The organism is Mycobacterium uberis (assembly GCF_003408705.1).
In the GTDB taxonomy this organism is placed as follows: domain Bacteria; phylum Actinomycetota; class Actinomycetes; order Mycobacteriales; family Mycobacteriaceae; genus Mycobacterium; species Mycobacterium uberis.
Window position 1 is genome coordinate 192389 of the sequence record NZ_QAYL01000002.1, and the last position, 17201, is coordinate 209589.

Genomic DNA, 17201 nt, shown 5'->3' on the forward strand with positions numbered 1-17201 from the left:
TGGCCATGATGACTCGAGAATACCTGCCAGAGGTCTAAGGGAAGGCGAGGATACACGTAACCGAACTGGTCGCACAACTGCGCGGTCGATGCATATTACATGGACACACACCGCCCAGACGCTCTGATCGTACAGGGCCATCAGCCCGATCCTAGTTCCACGATGACAACGCGACGTTGTCTACCTCGTCATCGGATCTGATGATGGCCAATGCCGCGTCAGCCAGTCACTGTTGTGTAGCCATGCATACCTGGCATACCGTTCTGGCCGGACATCTAACTACGTTGCTCTATGACATCCCCATTTGCTGACCGCACACTCGCGCTGTAATCGCTGCGGCTGTGGAAAGCTGGATAACTCGGTGGAAGCTCCCAGGCATCGACGCCACTATAGCACACCACGGTGCTGAGTGCTCACGCAAGCGTAGCGGTCAGCTCCAGTATGTGTGACGACATACTACAAATCTATCCCACGCTGGATCTAAACCTGGTACACGTCATCCGGAACGGAATCGACACCGAGATGTGGTATTCGGCCGGACCGACACGTACCGGGCCGGCTTTGGCCGAGCTCGATATCGATCTAAACTGGCCGACCGTGGCGTTCGCCGGACGGATCACCCGACAAAAGGGTATCACTCATCTGGTGGAGCGACCGCGCATTGGCTTAGCCCGGACATGTAGATAATACTGTGTGCCAATGCTCCCAACACCTCGAAGTTAGCCGACGAAATGCGGGCCGCCGTCTACAAACCGGCCCATAATTGCACCGGGGTGCTTTGGATCCGGGAAATGCTTCCCATCAGTAAAGATAAGTGAAGTACTTTCGGCAGCAACAGTCTTTATTTGTCCATCGGTATACGAACCGTTAAGAATCGTGATCCTTAGAGGCAATAGCATACGCATCGGGATAGTAGCCTCCGGCATCGGCGTGATACCTGAAGTAGTCACCGACACAATGAACTACACCACTGGTGCATTACGACCCCACTGACTAACAAAGCATATTAGCAACGGCGGTCAGTGAGTTGGTCGCCAACCCAAGAAAGCTGATCACTACAGCCACACCGGACATCAACGCTGCATCGAGGAATTCCCCCTGAGCTCACGTCACCGAACAGATGCTGTACATTTGCCGGAAAGTCTGTGCATAACCAAGGCTACCTGCCGGATGGGCTTGCTAGCTGGTGACGCCCTTAAGTTCGTCACCAAGCGCGGCGGCTTCGTCGGGTGTCAGCTCGACGACAAGTCGGCCTCCACCCTCTAGTGGTACCCGCATCACAATGCCGCGCCCCTCCTTCGTCGCTTCCAGAGGACCGTCTCCGGTCCTGGGCTTCATCGCCGCCATCGTGCGCTCCCTCCAAATTCGAGCTGATCCGCCTTCGCGGACCTATTCGGCGCCGAGCATGCCCCGTCAGTGGATATCCAGTAGTACCCGACATTGAACTGACAAATCACCCTTCCATTGTTCCCTATTCAAGTCGGCGAGTGCACAAAGACCCGGTTCTCGGGCTTAACCAGGGCTCTGTACCTAGTTGCCCGGCTAGCCTCCTCGCAGCTACGCGGCTGCCGGGTGGCCCCACGACAAGGCCGCCGACGACCCGCTCGGAAAGTTGAAATCACCGAGTTGAGGGTACCCAGCAAGCGCGAATATGGTCATCGACCATCCCGGTCGCCTGCATCAGCGCATAGGCTGTAGTAGGCCCGATGAAACGGAACCCGCGCCGCTTCAATTCATGCGCCATCGCTTTCGATTCCGCACTGGCCGAAGGGACGTCAGATCCATCAGCAGGCCGAGATCGCGGCTGGGGGGCGAATGACCACAGCAATTCGGACAAGTCTGCTGCAGACCCTAGGTCAGCAGCCGCACGAGCATTGGCGATCGTTGCCTCAATCTTGGCACGATTACGCAATATTCCGTCATCGACCAACAGCCGTTGCACATCGGCGTCAGTGTAACAGGCTACCTCCTCGATATCGAACCCGGAGAAGGCGCGCCGGAAATTCTCCCGCTTGAGCAGAACGATCAGCCACGACAGACCACTCTGAAAGACCTCAAGGCTCATCCGCTCGAATAAGGCCACTCCGCCGCTTACCGGGCGACCCCACTCCTGGTCGTGATAGTTGCGATACAGCTGCCAATGAGAACCGGATCGAATGTCCGCCCAGCCACAGCGCACCAGCCCGTCATCGTTTACGCGCATCACTCCTCCTCATCGCTGTGCTTTGCGTCGTCGCCAATGCAGTTCACATAACATCCTGACTGTCGTCCCCGTTGGCGACATTCGAAACATCGGTATCTGCTTTAGTGTCGGCGATGGCCACAAGCTGACCACGTAGCACCTCAATTTCGCGTCCCAGTCGGTCCAGCACCCAATCCACCTCGCTGGGCTTGTACCCACGCAACACCTGGGTGAACTTGACGGCGTCGACATCAGTGCCGGTAACGCCGTGCGCCGGCAGCATCGTCGCCGTCGTTCCGCGAGGCAAGGGCGGCAACTGCTCGCCGCGACCGAACAAAAAGCTGGCCGCACAAAACAGCACAATCGCGACGAGAACCAGCATCACCAAGTACAGCAACACCAACGCCACGTAAACGATACTGCCCTAACGTGGCCGCAACCTGTTCATCGGTGGCCGGTCGGCCAGCGACACCGACCAAGTATGCCGGGTGTAGACGTCACCGCCGGACTCGTCGACAAAGAATTGGGTCAGACCGACGCCGGAGTCGGGTAAACAGCAACGCGATAGCAAGGTCGCAATGATCTGGCGGCTCATTACCCCCAGCTCAGCCAGCGGCCGGTTGCGGTGTGCTCGAACACCAAGGTTGACTTGTGCGATCGCGTCGAGGCCAAGCCAGTCGAAGGTGTCGACCAGCAGGCCGATCTCCACGCCATAACCCGGAGCGAAGGGAAGCGCTGTCAGCAGTTCGCGGGTGGCTGCGTACTCACCGCTCAGGGGCTGTAGCACATAGCCCAACTCCGGCCGCAGCGACGCCAACAATGGCCGGGCCACCAACTCGGTAACTCGGCCGCCACCAGTAGCACGCGCACTGCTGCCCGCATCGCCGCTGTTTAGCGGCCGCCGATAAAAACCTTTGACCAGGTGAATGCCCTCGCCGGTGAGTAGCGGGCCAACCAGCCACGGCACAAACATCGGGTGCGGGTTGATCAAATCAGAATCGACGAACACCACGATGTCGCCGCTGGTAACGGCAAGCGAGCGCCACAATGCCTCACCCTTGCCGGGCCGGGTCGGGACCTCAGGCACAGCTTGTTCACGGCTGATCACTCGGGCGCCGGCACTGATGGCACGGATCTCGGTCTCGTCGGTCGAGCCGGAGTCCAACACGATCAGTTCGTCGACCAACCCCCCACGATCGGAGACCAGCGGTGAGATACTGTCGATCACCGATTCGATGGTTTGTTCCTCGTTGAGGGCCGGCAGCACCACCGAGATCGTCCGCCCGGCCTTGGCTGCCTCCAATTCGTCGATCGTCCAGGCTGGACGGCTCCAGCTGCGGTCCGCGAGCCACGCGTCCCTGGGCTGGGCTGCTAGTGCGCTAGCGGCCAGCTCCGATACCGTCATGCGAGTCCCCTCACCGTGCGCGTCGGCGGGCGCGTCCCCTGGATCGAGGCCACCATCTCCAAAACCCGCCGGGTCGCTCCGACCTCGTGCACCCGAAACATGCGGGCTCCGGCTGCCGCCGCCCACGCAGTAGCCGCCAACGTACCCTCGAGCCGTTCCGTCAAACCCACACCCAAAGTCTCCCCAACGAAGTCCTTATTGCTTAACGACATGAGCACGGGCCACCCGGTCTTAACAAGTTCGTCCACATGACGCAACAACAACAGTCCATGGAATGTGTTCTTGCCAAAGTCATGAGTCGGGTCAACCAACACCGAATCACGGGCCACGCCAGCCGCGACCGCCCGCTCAGCGGCGGCGGTGACCTTGCGAATCACATCGTCCACCACACCACGGGTAGTCGTACCGTAACTGACCCGGAAAGGGCGCGTGCGGGGCAGTGCGCCACCAGTGTGCGAACACACCAGGCCCGCGCCGAACTCGGCGGCGATCTCGGGCATAGCCGGGTCAACACCACCCCAACTGTCGTTGATCAGGTCGGCGCCCGCGGCACAGGCCGGTCTTGCCACCTCTGATCGCCAGGTATCGACGCTGATCAACAGATCTGGATAGGTGCCGCGCAGCCACTCGAGGAATGGCACCAACCGCGCGATCTCGGTGTCTGCATCAACACCCTGGCCAGGCCCTGCTTTAACGCCACCGACGTCGACAACATCGGCGCCCTCGACAACAGCCCGGTGCGCGGCAGCCCGAGCAGCCTCGTCGCTGAAGGTCGCACCCCGGTCATAGAAAGAATCCGGAGTGCGGTTGACGATCGCCATAATCAGCGGTCGATCCGATGCCACCGACCGACCGCACAGCATTGACTGCACCAGTCAATAGTGCCTGGTGCCGGCAGCGCGCCGTTGCAGAGACCATCCGTCACGCGAGTATCCAGTCAGCCGCACACTCGCGTCAGCTTTGCGGTCGTTTACCAGCCGACACTTCGGCGAGGTAGCCATCGTAGTAAGACACGTAGCCGTCAGCGCGGCCGGCCAACACATACAGCGGATCAGCTACGTCGGGGCCATAGCCCTGCTTGCGCAGCTCCACCTTGCGGCTCTTGAATGTGGTGGTGTGCACGATCGATTCCACCACCCGGACGAACAACGGCAGCGCGTAGGCGGGCAGCTGGTCATAAACCGCACGGGCCAAGGAGAGGCCGTCGAACTCGGCGCCTTCACGCAGCTTGATAGCGGCCATCCCGGCGCGGCCGCCGGTACGTGGAACCTCGACCCCGAAAACCGTGCACTCCTCGACGGACTTGTCGGACGCTAACACCGCCTCGACCTGTGTGGTGGCGACGTTCTCACCCTTCCAGCGGAACGTGTCACCAAGCCGGTCGACAAACGCGGCATGTCGCATACCCTGCGGTCTCATCACATCGCCCGAATTGAACCAGCAATCGCCTGCCCGGAAAGCGTCGCGCACCAACTTGGCTTCACTTGACGCTTTGTCGGTGTAGCCATCAAACAGCTGCAGCCAGTTGACGGGGCTGAGTAACAAACCGGGTGCACCGGAAGGCACTCGACGCACCCATCCATTCTCGTCACGCAGCGGAGCACCAGTGTCGAGGTCGTACTCCACATAGGCCAGCGGCATCGGCGAGAACCCGGCCGTCCCGGACACATTAAAGATATTGATAAAAGCGGTGTTGCCTTCGCTGGAAGCATAGAACTCACACACCCGCGCGATGCCGAAACGTGTGGTGAACTCTCTCCAGATCTCCGGTCGCAGCCCATTGCCGGCAATCAAGCGCACCCGGTGCTTGCGGTCGGTCGGCTTGGCCGGCTGGTTAAGCAGATAACGACAAATTTCGCCGATGTAGATGAACGCCGTGGCCTGGCTGGCAATCACCTCTTCCCAGAACCGCGACGCCGAAAACGACTGACCCAAGGCCAATGTAGCGCCCGAATTGACCACCGAGGCCACCGCAACCGTCAACGCGTTGTTATGGTACAATGGCAGACAGCAATACAGCGTATCGGAGCCCTTCAACCGCAAGCCCAGCCCACCGAATGTACTCAGCGCGCGCAGCCACCGGTAGTGGGTCATCACGCTCGCCTTGGGGAGCCCTGTAGTCCCCGAGGTGAAGATGTAGAAGGCGGTATCTTTGGCCCGCACTGCAGACGCCGTAGCCGGGTTAGTGGTGGGAGATGTCGCAGCGAATCGCTCGAGATCTTCAATGGTCAACGGCTCGATTCTGCCCGAGCCACCGCATTCGGTGACGACGCTGACCAGATCGGTCTCGACGATCAGCACCTTGGCGTCGAGCAAGCCCAGGCTGTGCGCCAACACTTCGCCGCGCTGGTTGTAGTTGAGCATGCCGGCGATGGCGCCACACTTGACCACAGCCAGCATCGCCAGCACAGCGTTAGGTGAGTTACGCAGCATAATCGCTACGACGTCATGCGGCCCGACGCCACATGCGGCCAGCACCGCGGCGTACCGGTTGGCTGTCGCATTGGCGTCGCGGTAGCTCACTTGCTGATCCCCAAATCTGAGGAAGGCCCGGTCACCATAACGCGCGGCTCGCTGCTGGAAGATAGTGCCGATCGACTTCTTCGAGTTCGGCCAAACCAACAGCCCGGTCAGCACTCCCTTTATAACCACCGGTATATCGGCAAAAACCCCGGTGACCCCAGCTGCGATATCGGTCAGGTTGACCGTGGTACGCGCGACACTGTCGCGATCGGACACTGCACACCCCCGATTTCTGGTGTCAAGTAAACTCAGGCGGACAGGCAAGCCTCGAGCGCGGCATCCACCTTATCGACTACCACTAGCCGCTCCATTGCTACCGGTGAGACGTAACCACTATCGAGCAATCCGCGCAGCCAGACCCAGAGGCCGTCATAATGCCCCCAGGGATCCAGCATTACGATAGGTTTACTGTGCATACCCAAGTAGCCCGCGGTCCATGCCTCGAACATCTCATCTAAGGTCCCCAGACCGCCCGGCAACACTATGAACGCATCAGCGCGATCGTCCAAGACCTGTTTACGTTCGGCCATCGTCGCAGTAACGATCAACTCGCCAGCATAGGTGTCGGCAATCTCGCGGCGCTGTAGCATTTCCGGGATCACACCGACTGTCCGACCACCGCGTGTCCGTGCCGCGGACGCCACCGCTCCCATCGCTGAAACGCGGCCACCACCCCAGACCAGGATCCAACCGCGCTCAGCAATCGCCTCACCGAGTTTGGCAGCCAGTCCCAGCAACTCTGGGTGCGTCGGTCCAGCCGCACAAAAGACACAAATCGCCCACTCACTGGGTGTACCGTGATTCGGACGCATAATGGCTCAAAGATAGACTAACGCCGTTGAGACCATGACACTAACCACACGGCCATCCGGCCCGCGGGCACACTGCAATTCGGCAGTGTCGGTTCGATAAAACGTCCCTCAACGCGCGGTCGTCCTGGAGCAGCTGAGTGCTGCTCTCAGTGAGGTGTCGCGACCTGGGGTCGAATCGCCCCGCTCCACCACCTCAAGCAGCACCCGCCCCGCATCGTCGCCGAGCGGGGCCCATTGTCCTTGGAATCCATCTTCGCCCGATTAGCCGCTGAACTCTTCATCAGTCGCCACCCGAGCACCGTTATCCGCTGAGTTATCGGCACCCAAGACCGAGCACGCAGTCCCGTTCGGCGCCTTCAGCCACCTGGTGGACATCGCAGCGCCGTGGACCGACGATCTTCTGCAGCGGATCGACATCGACGCATCCAACGACATGACTAAAGTCCTCCTGGCTAGCGGAGATCGACGAATTCGTTGCCGAGTTACCGCCGCCGGCGCGGAAGACGCTAGCTTACCTCGCCGTCGAGGAGCCGCTAACGCTCGCCGAACTAAGCATCCTCGCCAGCGACAATATAGTAAAGCAGGCCGAAGAATGGGGCACGGCAGAAACCCGAAGACACGGCGAACACGCAGATAACCAAATGGTTTACACAGCGCATCCATTGTTCGGTGAACAGGAACGTACCGTGCTTGGCGACGACGCCACACCAAGCTGATCATGCTGCACTCGCGGCATCCGTCAGGCAACCTCAGTGACCAGCTGTGACTCAGAGACCTCACGGTGGGCGAACGACTGGCCCACTCGACGCTGCAACGTTTCAGCGACTCCTCCAACTCTGGCAACGTGACTGGCCGCGGCCAATCCCGCCACGCTGTCGCAACCGGAGCTAGGAGCCTGGACATTGCTGTGGGCTGCCAATCAGTTCTTTATATGCGCGGCAAGCCAGAACTGGCTACCGTGTTCCTGCAGACCATCCGCAATCGGGTTACGGATACTGGCCCGAGCACCACGCTCGACGCGCTGAGCGCCACCTCGACCATGAACGCGGGCAATGTCGATAAGGCCGTCGAAACCACCGGCAATGCGGTTAGGGTCAATCGTCGACCGATTACCGCCGGTAGCCTGTGCGCCCCCAGTGCGCGGCGCGATAAGGCCGCTTCGGCGATGTCGAGCCTATGGCGCATCGCGTGTTAGACGCCGAACATCCCGGGCGACTGCGCTTCACGGTCGGGCTGGGTCCGACGACCGTGCTGTTGATGCCGGGTCAACTCGACATGACGGCCGACCTCGCTCAGCAGTTCACTGACTTAGCTGAACTGCTGTAGCCAGGCCGCATGATCGATAAGATGCTACTGAACCATGTGCTGAAAGTTACCGAAATTCGGTCACGTTGCGGCGCTGCGCGGCCCGGCAGCATCCGCCTTAGAGCGCACCGGCTACTCACGGGGACCGATCTCGCTAATGCTGCTGTCAATGGTGTTGAAACAGCAGGGCGACATACCCGAGTCCGCAAAAGCATTGCGACGCGAAGCAGCCCGACATAGAACGAAGTCAACGTTGTCCGCATCTAAGCCCGGGTTGGCCCACACCTCGACCAACGTCACCGTCCGGCACACGATAGGGGCGATCACGGCGGACCGAGAGGCCGCTCGCGCGACAGAGCGTTCAGGCCAATCGGCGGCGGCTGTTCTACATCCGCGCCGTCGACTCGGTGACCCGGCTGGCCGCCGAAATCGGCTATACTGTAGGCGACATCGTCGTCAACCATGCCCGCGTATTGGCCACGCGTAACCCTGTCGCCCTGACGACTGTGTCCAAGTAGCTGACCGCAATCGGGATGCGCGCCGCGGCCATCAAACGCTGCGGGCAGACTAGACCTTGACGCTGACCGCGTCAGCCGCCGAGATAGCCACGCAACATATCCACGGCGGTGGTGATCTGGGCGACCGGCACGTGTTCGTCGCACCGGTGCGCCAGGTTGGGGTCACCGGGGCCGTAGTTGACCGCCGGGACACCCCGCACAGCGAATCGCGACACATCTGTCCAGCCGTATTTCGCGCGGACCTGCCCGCCGGCGGCCTCGATCAAAGCCTTGGCGGCAGGCTGCGACAGGCCAGGCAGTGCGCCCGCTGCCGCGTCGGTCTGCTCGATATGCACATCGAGCCCATCGAACACGTCATGCACGTGGTGCAGCGCCGCAGCGACCGACCGATCGGGAGCAAAGCGATAATTGACTGTCACCGAGGCCGCATCGGGAATCACGTTTCCGGCCACACCACCGTCGACACGCACAGCTGATAAGCCCTCTCGGTAGACACATCCATCGATGTCGACGGTGCGTGCCAGATAGCTTTCCAACCGGTCCAGTACGGCGCCCAGTTTGTGGATTGCGTTGTCACCCAACCAAGAACGTGCGGAATGCGCACGCGTTCCAGCCGCGCCGATCACGACGCGCAGTGTCCCCTGGCAGCCGGCCTCAATATAGCCGCCGGTGGGTTCGCCCAGAATAACCACGTCAGCGGCGAGCCACTCGGGCAACTCTCGCTCGATGCGACCCAAACCATTTGCTGCCGAATCGATTTCCTCACAGTCGTAGAACACCAATGTCAGGTCATGCGTCGGCTCGGCTATGGTAGCCGCCAAATGCAAGAAAACCGCATCACCGGATTTCATGTCCACGGTGCCGCAACCGTGCAGCACGTCCTTCTCGCGACAGCTGGGCAGGTTTCCGGCTGCTGGAACAGTGTCTAGGTGCCCGGCGAGCAGCACCCGCGACGGCCGGTGCAACGAGGTACGCGCCAACACGGCGTTGCCGTTACGAACGATCTCAAAACCGGAAGTCTGGGCCCGCAGCGCGGTCTCTACCTCGTCGGCGAGTCGTGCCTCGGACCGCGACTCGCTGGGAATGTCTACCAACGTCGCAGTCAGTTCAATTGGGTCCCCACACAAGTCCAGCACGCATTTCAGGGTACTAGTGACGCCCTGGATGCTGAGCAAGTACCCTGACCGCCGTGACTGTAGCTGCAGGTGGAGTTGGCATCGGGCTGGCGACGCTGGCCTCCGACGGATCGATCCTCAACACCTGGTTTCCCGCACCGGAACTGACTAAGTCGGGCACCAGCGCCACCTCACGATTGACGGTGTCCGACGTTCCCCCTGAGCTTGCTGCACTGATCGGCCGCGATGACGACCGCGGCACCGAGACCATCGCGGTCCGCACGGTCATCGGCTCATTGGACGAAATCGCCGCCGACGCTTACGACGCTTACCTGCGGTTACATTTGCTTTCACACCGGCTGGTGGCACCGCACGGACTTAACACCGATGGCTTGTTCGGGGTATTGACCAATGTGGTGTGGACCAATCGGGGACCCTGCGCAATCGATGGTTTCGAAGTCGTCCGGGCACAGCTGTGTCGCCACGGACCAGTCACCGTCTATGGCATCGACAAATTCCCCCGGATGGTTGACTATGTCGTCCCTACCGGGGTGCGTATCGCCGACGCCAACCGAGTGCGTCTAGGCGCCCACCTCGCACCGGGCACCACCGTGATGCACGAGGGTTTCGTCAACTACAATGCCGGGACTTTGGGTGCGTCGATGGTGGAGGGCCGCATCTCAGCGGGCGTGGTGGTAGGCGATGGCTCCGACGTCGGCGGCGGAGCGTCAATCATGGGCACCCTGTCCGGCGGTGGCACGCAGGTCATTTCGATAGGCAAGCGGTGTCTTCTCGGCGCCAACTCAGGGCTGGGTATCTCACTAGGCGACGACTGCGTCGTTGAAGCTGGCTTATATATCACTGCCGGCACCAAGGTCAATACTCCGTACGGCAAATCGGTTAAGGCTCGTGAGCTGTCTGGCGGCAGTAACCTGCTGTTCCGACGCAATTCGATGACAGGGGCGGTCGAGGTGGTCGCCCGTGACGGCCAAGGCAGCACACTCAACGAGGACCTGCATACTAACTAACGGCCGAGCCCCACCGGTAAATACCACCGCAAGGCCACCGGGATCGAAGTATATTGCGTATCTGTGACTTTGACCCAAGTGCCCTATCTGGCGGCCCCGGTACTAGGCATCACGAAAGCGCGCAGCGGGGTCCGCAACGCACTGCTGACCCCGCCACCGACCGCGCTGTGGACCATCTGCCTTGTTGGCAGACCTCCATTAGCTGGGCTGACCCGCTTTGGGTCACGCCAACCAGACCAGTTACCGGCATGCTGCAAACCGCCGGGGCAATCGCTTAGTTGGCCCCAGAACAACTTTGCAGCACTGCCAAAGAGCTGACCGACATAGCCCGACCCAAGCCCATAGACAGATCCGGACCACCCACACCTGCCGCCTGACCCAATGCCTGCCTCAGCGCGTCAGCTTCATCACAGACTGCTAGCGATCGTATCGTTAACAATTTCCCCAACCACGAGAAGGACACCCACCAACATCGAGTTTGCTGTGTCGGCCATGGAAAGCACTGAATCGACCACGTCACAATATGTCGACTAAAGCTATTGGCAGCACTTTGCTCCTCCCCTGCAATAGATTCGGACCTGCGCCTATCTGCCGCAGCGGTGCCGGTAGCCTACTTGCTCAGGCCAATCTCGTGGACGATCTCCGACAGCGCTTCACATGGCGTTGCCGCCATCGCGGCCGCCGTAGCATTCTCGTAATCATACATCTTGGCAGCGTCCTGGCCCCACATCTCACTGTAGGCCGCATCGACGTCGGCCATCAGTGGGACGTTTTCCGAACGATGTTGGTCTTGGCCAACACCCGGGACAGGGCGTGGTTCGCCTCAACATCCTGCGGCGGCACCGTCATCTTAAATGCCGTCGCATATGCGCTCGCCGCGGTCGTAATCTAAGATGCCGGTTTGCTTAGCCTGCGCAGTGGTGGAGTCTTAGCCACCGCCACATACCTCATGATCGCGGGAGCCATCGACACCGACGACAGACTCAAGCACAACCCCACGATCAGCTCGGAGATGACTGAATCTAAGGACGCCACCAAGTACAGATCAGCCACGAGGCTCCTCCAGGCTGTCGTGGCGATCAAATATTGCACCCGAATACATATTCTCGCCTAGTCAATCTCTGTGGTACAGCCCCAAAACTCATCAAATTTATCTTCTATGCTTGTCCTATCGAACAGACCGGCAGGCATTACCACGCAGATCCCCCAGGTAAACCTTGATTGGACTATAGGCCAGGTAACGTGTAGCAGCTGAGACGTCCTGTCTTCAGTACCGTCAAAGGCTGCCCGGTGTCGACTTTGGTAGGAGCGGCGCTGAGGTGACTCTAGGTTAGGCCCAACTGGAACCGACAGAGCGGTCCGTGTCAGCCATGTTGTTACCGGCAGCTTGCACCTTTCGGCCGTGAGCGTTGGCCTGCTCATAAATCATCTGAAAGTTGCGACCCAAATCACTGACGAACTGCTCACATGCCACCGAACCCTGTCCACCCCAAAAGTCAGCGGCATCACGCACACTCGCCAAGATGGCCTGGTGCGTGGCCTCCAACGATGCCGCTTGTACGCGGATCGTTGCACCATGCGCATCAATATCCCCGAACTGGTAGTTAATACTGGGCATAAACTATCGTCCTCCTGAATTAGTAAAGTAAATGAGAAAGTAGTGGGACAGCAGCGGTTTTCGGAGCTAGCTACCCTGCAGGATCTGCTGAGAAGTCTGCTCTTGCTGCTCATAGCGGGTGGCAGCAGCACCCAACCCATCACGAACCTCGTGCAGCATGGTCACGATGTTGCGAAACGCCTGATTCATCTGCCCCATGACGTCAAAGGACGTCGCCTGAGCCGCCCCACTCCAGCCCGCACCCGCGATGTTCAGCGTCGACGCCCACATCTTGTGAGACTCGTCCTCCACGGTCTGAGCATGCACTTCAAAACGGCGCGCCATATCCCGCATCGACTGCGGATCGGTCATAAAACGTGCTGTCATTATTTGCTGTCTCTTTCGATTGGTTTCGTTGCCTTGCAAGTGAAACAACCCGAGCCGCAGCGGTTACCCGCCCGCCAGGTTGCGTGGCATCGTAAACGGACGCGGTGGCAGACGCAGCGCACTGCTGACGCCAACACCGCCCCCGCCAGATGCCATAGGTGCCATTGGCAGCTCACCCATCATCTGCCCCGACTCGCCTTCGGCTGTGGCGACTATGCTGGTCAGCGGCAATCCGCGCACTTGCGTGATGCTCTGGTTGGCCACGGCCCATGTTTCCGGCACCCGCAACGAGCCGACCGACGTCGCCCGGCCCAAATTGGCAGTTATCTGACCACCCAAGCCTGGATTCAGAGGGCTGCGACCCACCAACTCGACAGCGCTCTCCATCGCCTTGGCCGCATCTTTTGCTGCCTTGGCCGCTGTCGGCATGAAGCCCTTCATCATCGAACCCATGGTGTTAGTTTGCGACACAGCCTGGCCAAGCATCGAAACACCGTTGTTGGTCATGCCGACGAGGTTGCTCATGGACGACAAGTGCTTTGTACCGCCTTCCCACAATGACTTCGCCGCCGACGAGGGTCTAGGAAGAGCTTGTGGGGTGACAACTCCCACTTGCTCGTTCAGCTGTGGCGTCCCCAGCTTGGAAGTGACGTTCATTCCCTGACTGGCCACCTGATTGAGCGCGACTTGGCTGAATGCCTGCTCAGCCGCGCAGGCCTCTTGGGTTAGCCCGAACTCGCTAACCATCTCCGGTGCCGGCATAAATGGGATCGTCGCCACCACCGCCTCTAGCACGCCAGCCTGATAGCCTGCCATCGCTGTCGCGTCTTGGATCCACATTTCACCGTATTCCGCCTCCTTCTCCGCGATCGCGAGGGAGTTTTGCCCGAAAATGTTAGTCACGGTCAGTGTCAACCACTCTGCGCGGTTCGTGAACACCGTCAACGGTGGCACTGTCGTCAGGTAAGCTGCTTCGTAGGCATTCGCCGCTGCCGTGACCTGGTTCGCGGTTCGCTCAGCTGATTCAGCGTTCATGTTCAGCCATCCCACATATGGTGTGACCCGTTCTAACAACGTCGTCGCCGACGGACCCATAAACGTTGCCAGCAACGTATCGATCGCTGACTCCAACCCCTGCGCCGCCGCAGTCAACTCTTTGGCCAGACCAGTCCATGCCGTGGCGGCGGCCAATATCGGACCTGAGCCCGCGCCGAGATACATCCGGGTGGAGTTGGTCTCAGGCGGCAACGCTGCGAAATCGAACATCTCGTTGCTCCCTATTTACTCGCTGCTATCTACTCGCGTGCAGCTGGTGACATTCGTTACCATGTCCTCCTAGTTGCCGATCTCGGTGGGCGCAGACGCCAACGAGTCCGTCAGTAGCATCTGGACTAGCTTCTGATGAATGGCCGCACCCCGGGTGGCGTGTGCGGGATATTGCTGCCCGTGGTTACTGAAGAACTTGGGCCAGCAATGCTGACGCGTCATTTCATTGGCGTCCAGGGGAGCAGTTTCGTTGGTCGCCGAAACTGCTACGGCACTGCTTGCCACCGTGGCAGCACCGAGGCTCTGCAGGACATCAGCTTCCGTGGTCAGTGCTACATGGTTGTGCTGTCCCAAAAAAGACATACAAATGCCTCCTCGAAGAACTCAAGTCACTTACCAGAGGAGCGATCAAGTACCGCAAATTGATCTGACTCCTTGCGTAACTCGGCACCCACTGCGTCGGTGGTGCGAACTGGCCTCAATGATCACCGTTACGCAACGCTGGCAACAGGTTAAAATCACCCGAATTACCGCAGCGTAAGGTGCAAAGTGCACTCGTAGGCCCAGCCAAAGCGCCATTCTATCTGAACAAATAAACGCGAGGTAAACACCATACGAACCGTCATCGGTGTAATCGTCAGGTGTACGCGTTCGCCCGGGTGCAATAGATGCACTGCCCGTAGCGGACTTGAGCGATGCTATTTTATATTTAAAATGATTATCGTTGTCGATATCAGTGACAACATCAGCGTTGTGGCGGCTCACTGGTTCGCCGGCGCGGCGAAAATGTTGTGGTGGTTCGGTCGGTAAGTAAGGCCGCCGCAGTGGCCACGGAATTGGGTGCCGACTATTTCTTGGTTGACTTTGCCGAGATGCACCGGATGTAGTCCTTGGCGGAGGAGAGTATCCGCATCGACGTCTTGACCGACAATGTCGGCGGTAGGTCATACAAGTCCACAAGATGGCCGACGGCAACGAGAAAGCCTAACTAGGTCAACTGTTTAGCACCGTTTCTGTCTGCAATACAGTTGATTACCGTGACATAGCTTTCATCGCCTGGTCGTCGGACTTGTGGCTAGCGGTGTTCGTCCACGCCGATAGTGGTTTTTTGGTTTTAGTTGGGTTCTTAGCTTGAGGTCTGGGTTGTGGCCTATTGTTTGCGGGTGTAGGGGGATCTGTATCCGTGCATGTTGTTGAACCCGCAGCCGACGTTTTTGACCTGCTTGGTCAGGTTGTTGTAGCCCGCGGTTTGTGAGTTGGTAATGCCAGTGGTGGTGAAACGGGTTGATCTTGGATCACCAAGTGTTGACGGTGCCAGCCCGGATGATCAGTTCTGGGGTGTTGGAGTCAAGGCGCCACGTCAGGAAGCGGTGCAGGCGATGTCTTGTCAGATGCGGTTCCTCGCCAAGCCGCACGATAGACGATAAGGTGTACGGTTATTTTTTGGCGATCCACGTCTAGAGGATCTCGGACGCTGGGATCCTCTAGACGTGGATCTAGTTCCATATCTTGATAAAGCGCTTGTTGGATAGTCGTTCTCGTAGAGTTGAGTAAGCGTCACTGATTGACCCACTCGGGATCAAGCTTGTCGCCGCGGCGATCCCGCAGCTCCCAGGTGACCTGGCGGAGTACTTTGGTCAGTGCATCGTTAGCGAGCGTGTCCTGATGGCCGACAACAAGCGTGGCACCCGGCAGCACGGCGTGGATCGCCGACGTGTAGCCCGCGGCCGGATCGATGGCTAAGGATTTGATGCCATTGCAAAACTAGGAACCACGTTGGGCAAACTAGTCGATGTCCGGGTTTCGCGGTGCGGCCCTACAACCTGTCCCAACAGGTCCTGATTGCCGGCCAGGTCCACAAAACCGGTTCAATCCACACGGCGCCCGTTGCAGCACAACGCTACCAGTAACCTCGCGTGCACCGCGATCAGGTCTTGCGCTACCACGCCAGGATTAGCTCTGTACCGTAGAGAATAGAAAGATCTATCGGTGAACTGCTCACATATTCCTTGGCCGGACGTGAAGACCATTCCATATCCTGGACACCCTGGCGCTGACGGCTCATTGTCACGGTGTTAGACACGCTCCACCCATAACTCCTGGCAGCCTAAACAACAATGTCATCACCCCGGTCACAACCCTTAGCTCCCTTCATCAGCTGAACACTTAGCAACACCTAGACCTCCAAAAGCCAAGGGCCCCTCACCCCATAAGACACGCCGACCAACATCAAAACACCCCTACCCAGTCAAGTAGCAAAAACGGTGTGATCTGGTAACCACGTATACTGGCTCTGCCACAGCTTTCCAGCTGACCCGGCGACACTAAGGTTCTCCGACGTCAGGGTCCAGTTGAACTGGAACAGCGGTTGGATAATGGGTTCAATCAACGGCGGCCCACCATTGAAGCCGTCAGGATCAATAGTGGCACTCATCAAGTACAGTCGGTTAGCCGTGATCCCGTCTAAAAGCGAGCAAAAGTAGTGTTTGCGGATCGCCAACGTGTCGACCAATAAGCAGCAGACCAGGAAAGTCCTGGCGCGTATAGTACACTTAATTATTATCAGCATATCGCCCCGAAACGGACTATTCCTAACCTACACCGGACGATCCACCCGTGGTCAAGGGCATTGGCGTACTCACTGTCAAGCAGGGAGCTCGGGTGGTGCCGCAACAGAACGAGATGGTAATGCCATTGGAGTGCAGCGCTTTGGCCACTGGGTTCCAGCCCTTTTTCTGAAATACCGACAACGGTGTGTTGAGCCCGTTGACGCTAGAGAGTGTCCTGAAGTAGTGATCGAACAACCTGTTCTCCTGCATCAACAACGCGAAGTGTTCATGTCGGTCAAATAATCGGAACACGGTCCTGCGTCATAAGCCTTTTCGATCACCAGACCCGCCAGCAACATCCGAGCCCTCGCGCTGGCGGCGGTGGCGATCTTTGCCAGAAACTCTCGACAGGACATTCCGTCAATTGGATTGCCACCCAATGCCCGCCCTTCCGCGAAGACCTTGTCATCAAATTCCCGATCATGGTATAGGCACGTCACCGATCAACCAGGAA

At 59.2% G+C, this 17201-nt stretch carries 23 protein-coding genes and 1 pseudogene; 4 read left to right on the plus strand and 20 right to left on the minus strand.

The window, feature by feature from the left end; all coding sequences use genetic code 11:
- Positions 1 to 50 precede the first annotated feature (50 nt).
- A pseudogene (gene glgA / locus MUBE_RS02980) lies at positions 51 to 1153 on the plus strand (glycogen synthase).
- 26 nt (positions 1154 to 1179) lie between these two features.
- Here glgA and MUBE_RS02985 read toward each other — a convergent pair.
- The 7 genes from MUBE_RS02985 to MUBE_RS03015 form a co-directional block, all read right to left on the minus strand.
- Entirely contained in the window at positions 1180 to 1347 is a 168-nt protein-coding gene (locus MUBE_RS02985; RefSeq protein ID WP_003406247.1) for a DUF3117 domain-containing protein, read from the minus strand.
- A 271-nt stretch (positions 1348 to 1618) separates the two neighbouring features.
- A complete protein-coding gene (gene tag / locus MUBE_RS02990) occupies positions 1619 to 2203 on the minus strand; it encodes a DNA-3-methyladenine glycosylase I (protein ID WP_116539421.1) in 585 nt (194 codons plus the stop codon).
- A gap of 43 nt (positions 2204 to 2246) precedes the next feature.
- Positions 2247 to 2591 (minus strand): DivIVA domain-containing protein, encoded by a 345-nt coding sequence (locus MUBE_RS02995; protein ID WP_116539422.1) that lies wholly within the window; start codon positions 2589 to 2591, stop codon positions 2247 to 2249.
- 15 nt (positions 2592 to 2606) lie between these two features.
- Positions 2607 to 3587 (minus strand): glucosyl-3-phosphoglycerate synthase, encoded by a 981-nt coding sequence (locus MUBE_RS03000; protein WP_116539423.1) that lies wholly within the window; start codon positions 3585 to 3587, stop codon positions 2607 to 2609.
- Positions 3584 to 4450 carry a dihydropteroate synthase gene (gene folP, locus MUBE_RS03005; RefSeq protein ID WP_243632794.1) on the minus strand — a complete coding sequence of 289 codons (867 nt, stop codon included), beginning with the start codon at positions 4448 to 4450 and terminating at the stop codon, positions 3584 to 3586. Before folP ends, MUBE_RS03000 begins: the two co-directional genes overlap by 4 nt.
- Positions 4451 to 4541: 91 nt before the next feature.
- Positions 4542 to 6326, minus strand: coding sequence for a long-chain-acyl-CoA synthetase FadD6 (gene fadD6, locus MUBE_RS03010; protein ID WP_116539425.1), 1785 nt, complete (start codon positions 6324 to 6326; stop codon positions 4542 to 4544).
- Positions 6327 to 6358: 32 nt separating this feature from the next.
- Positions 6359 to 6922 carry a TIGR00730 family Rossman fold protein gene (locus MUBE_RS03015; protein WP_116539426.1) on the minus strand — a complete coding sequence of 188 codons (564 nt, stop codon included), beginning with the start codon at positions 6920 to 6922 and terminating at the stop codon, positions 6359 to 6361.
- Between the two features lie 781 nt (positions 6923 to 7703).
- Here MUBE_RS03015 and MUBE_RS15030 point away from each other — a divergent pair.
- Positions 7704 to 8117, plus strand: a complete 414-nt coding sequence (locus tag MUBE_RS15030; protein WP_133297031.1) for a hypothetical protein — start codon at positions 7704 to 7706, stop codon at positions 8115 to 8117.
- Complete coding sequence (locus MUBE_RS15435; RefSeq protein ID WP_165849663.1) at positions 8099 to 8248, plus strand: hypothetical protein; 150 nt, start codon at positions 8099 to 8101, stop codon at positions 8246 to 8248. Before MUBE_RS15030 ends, MUBE_RS15435 begins: the two co-directional genes overlap by 19 nt.
- A 111-nt stretch (positions 8249 to 8359) precedes the next feature.
- On the opposite strand, the gene MUBE_RS15440 is transcribed toward MUBE_RS15435, so the two are convergent.
- Together MUBE_RS15440 and dapE are read right to left on the minus strand one after the other, a co-directional pair.
- On the minus strand, positions 8360 to 8554 hold the full coding sequence (locus MUBE_RS15440; protein ID WP_116539428.1) for a hypothetical protein: 195 nt from the start codon (positions 8552 to 8554) through the stop codon (positions 8360 to 8362).
- Positions 8555 to 8816: 262 nt separating this feature from the next.
- A complete protein-coding gene (gene dapE, locus MUBE_RS03030) occupies positions 8817 to 9881 on the minus strand; it encodes a succinyl-diaminopimelate desuccinylase (protein WP_116539429.1) in 1065 nt (354 codons plus the stop codon).
- 53 nt (positions 9882 to 9934) lie between these two features.
- On the opposite strand from dapE, the gene dapD reads away from it, so the two are divergent.
- Positions 9935 to 10888 carry a 2,3,4,5-tetrahydropyridine-2,6-dicarboxylate N-succinyltransferase gene (dapD, locus tag MUBE_RS03035; RefSeq protein ID WP_116539430.1) on the plus strand — a complete coding sequence of 318 codons (954 nt, stop codon included), beginning with the start codon at positions 9935 to 9937 and terminating at the stop codon, positions 10886 to 10888.
- A gap of 610 nt (positions 10889 to 11498) precedes the next feature.
- Here dapD and MUBE_RS03040 read toward each other — a convergent pair.
- The 11 genes from MUBE_RS03040 to MUBE_RS16910 form a co-directional block, all read right to left on the minus strand.
- Complete coding sequence (locus tag MUBE_RS03040; protein ID WP_116539431.1) at positions 11499 to 11648, minus strand: hypothetical protein; 150 nt, start codon at positions 11646 to 11648, stop codon at positions 11499 to 11501.
- Positions 11648 to 11737, minus strand: a complete 90-nt coding sequence (locus MUBE_RS19775) for a hypothetical protein (RefSeq protein ID WP_116539432.1) — start codon at positions 11735 to 11737, stop codon at positions 11648 to 11650. Before MUBE_RS19775 ends, MUBE_RS03040 begins: the two co-directional genes overlap by 1 nt.
- Positions 11738 to 11776: 39 nt before the next feature.
- Positions 11777 to 11941, minus strand: coding sequence for a hypothetical protein (locus MUBE_RS15445; RefSeq protein WP_165849664.1), 165 nt, complete (start codon positions 11939 to 11941; stop codon positions 11777 to 11779).
- A gap of 277 nt (positions 11942 to 12218) precedes the next feature.
- Complete coding sequence (locus MUBE_RS03050) at positions 12219 to 12506, minus strand: WXG100 family type VII secretion target (protein ID WP_116539433.1); 288 nt, start codon at positions 12504 to 12506, stop codon at positions 12219 to 12221.
- Positions 12507 to 12572: 66 nt separating this feature from the next.
- Positions 12573 to 12872, minus strand: coding sequence for a WXG100 family type VII secretion target (locus MUBE_RS03055; protein ID WP_116539434.1), 300 nt, complete (start codon positions 12870 to 12872; stop codon positions 12573 to 12575).
- A 63-nt stretch (positions 12873 to 12935) separates the two neighbouring features.
- Complete coding sequence (locus MUBE_RS03060; RefSeq protein ID WP_116539435.1) at positions 12936 to 14138, minus strand: PPE family protein; 1203 nt, start codon at positions 14136 to 14138, stop codon at positions 12936 to 12938.
- 69 nt (positions 14139 to 14207) lie between these two features.
- Positions 14208 to 14501: a PE domain-containing protein gene (locus tag MUBE_RS03065; RefSeq protein WP_116539436.1), complete on the minus strand. Its 294-nt coding sequence runs from the start codon at positions 14499 to 14501 to the stop codon at positions 14208 to 14210.
- Positions 14502 to 15695: 1194 nt separating this feature from the next.
- Entirely contained in the window at positions 15696 to 15890 is a 195-nt protein-coding gene (locus MUBE_RS03070) for a transposase (protein WP_116539437.1), read from the minus strand.
- A 496-nt stretch (positions 15891 to 16386) separates the two neighbouring features.
- Positions 16387 to 16707 carry an alkaline phosphatase family protein gene (locus tag MUBE_RS19780; RefSeq protein ID WP_116539438.1) on the minus strand — a complete coding sequence of 107 codons (321 nt, stop codon included), beginning with the start codon at positions 16705 to 16707 and terminating at the stop codon, positions 16387 to 16389.
- A gap of 22 nt (positions 16708 to 16729) precedes the next feature.
- Positions 16730 to 16957: an alkaline phosphatase family protein gene (locus MUBE_RS16905; RefSeq protein ID WP_243632778.1), complete on the minus strand. Its 228-nt coding sequence runs from the start codon at positions 16955 to 16957 to the stop codon at positions 16730 to 16732.
- Entirely contained in the window at positions 16957 to 17187 is a 231-nt protein-coding gene (locus MUBE_RS16910) for a hypothetical protein (RefSeq protein WP_243632779.1), read from the minus strand. Before MUBE_RS16910 ends, MUBE_RS16905 begins: the two co-directional genes overlap by 1 nt.
- Between the last annotated feature and the right edge of the window lie 14 nt (positions 17188 to 17201).

What these genes read in the sequence shown, in the direction of transcription:
- MUBE_RS02985 (WP_003406247.1), bottom strand. Translation starts at nt 1,347, where the DNA reads ATGGCGGCGATGAAGCCCAGGACCGGAGACGGTCCTCTGGAAGCGACG.
- tag (WP_116539421.1), bottom strand. Translation starts at nt 2,203, where the DNA reads ATGCGCGTAAACGATGACGGGCTGGTGCGCTGTGGCTGGGCGGACATT.
- MUBE_RS03000 (WP_116539423.1), bottom strand. Translation starts at nt 3,587, where the DNA reads ATGACGGTATCGGAGCTGGCCGCTAGCGCACTAGCAGCCCAGCCCAGG.
- folP (WP_243632794.1), bottom strand. Translation starts at nt 4,450, where the DNA reads ATGCTGTGCGGTCGGTCGGTGGCATCGGATCGACCGCTGATTATGGCG.
- MUBE_RS03015 (WP_116539426.1), bottom strand. Translation starts at nt 6,922, where the DNA reads ATGCGTCCGAATCACGGTACACCCAGTGAGTGGGCGATTTGTGTCTTT.
- MUBE_RS15435 (WP_165849663.1), top strand. Translation starts at nt 8,099, where the DNA reads ATGGCGCATCGCGTGTTAGACGCCGAACATCCCGGGCGACTGCGCTTC.
- MUBE_RS03040 (WP_116539431.1), bottom strand. Translation starts at nt 11,648, where the DNA reads ATGGCCGACGTCGATGCGGCCTACAGTGAGATGTGGGGCCAGGACGCT.
- MUBE_RS19775 (WP_116539432.1), bottom strand. Translation starts at nt 11,737, where the DNA reads ATGACGGTGCCGCCGCAGGATGTTGAGGCGAACCACGCCCTGTCCCGG.
- MUBE_RS03050 (WP_116539433.1), bottom strand. Translation starts at nt 12,506, where the DNA reads ATGCCCAGTATTAACTACCAGTTCGGGGATATTGATGCGCATGGTGCA.
- MUBE_RS03055 (WP_116539434.1), bottom strand. Translation starts at nt 12,872, where the DNA reads ATGACAGCACGTTTTATGACCGATCCGCAGTCGATGCGGGATATGGCG.
- MUBE_RS03060 (WP_116539435.1), bottom strand. Translation starts at nt 14,138, where the DNA reads ATGTTCGATTTCGCAGCGTTGCCGCCTGAGACCAACTCCACCCGGATG.
- MUBE_RS03065 (WP_116539436.1), bottom strand. Translation starts at nt 14,501, where the DNA reads ATGTCTTTTTTGGGACAGCACAACCATGTAGCACTGACCACGGAAGCT.
- MUBE_RS19780 (WP_116539438.1), bottom strand. Translation starts at nt 16,707, where the DNA reads ATGCTGATAATAATTAAGTGTACTATACGCGCCAGGACTTTCCTGGTC.
- MUBE_RS16905 (WP_243632778.1), bottom strand. Translation starts at nt 16,957, where the DNA reads ATGCAGGAGAACAGGTTGTTCGATCACTACTTCAGGACACTCTCTAGC.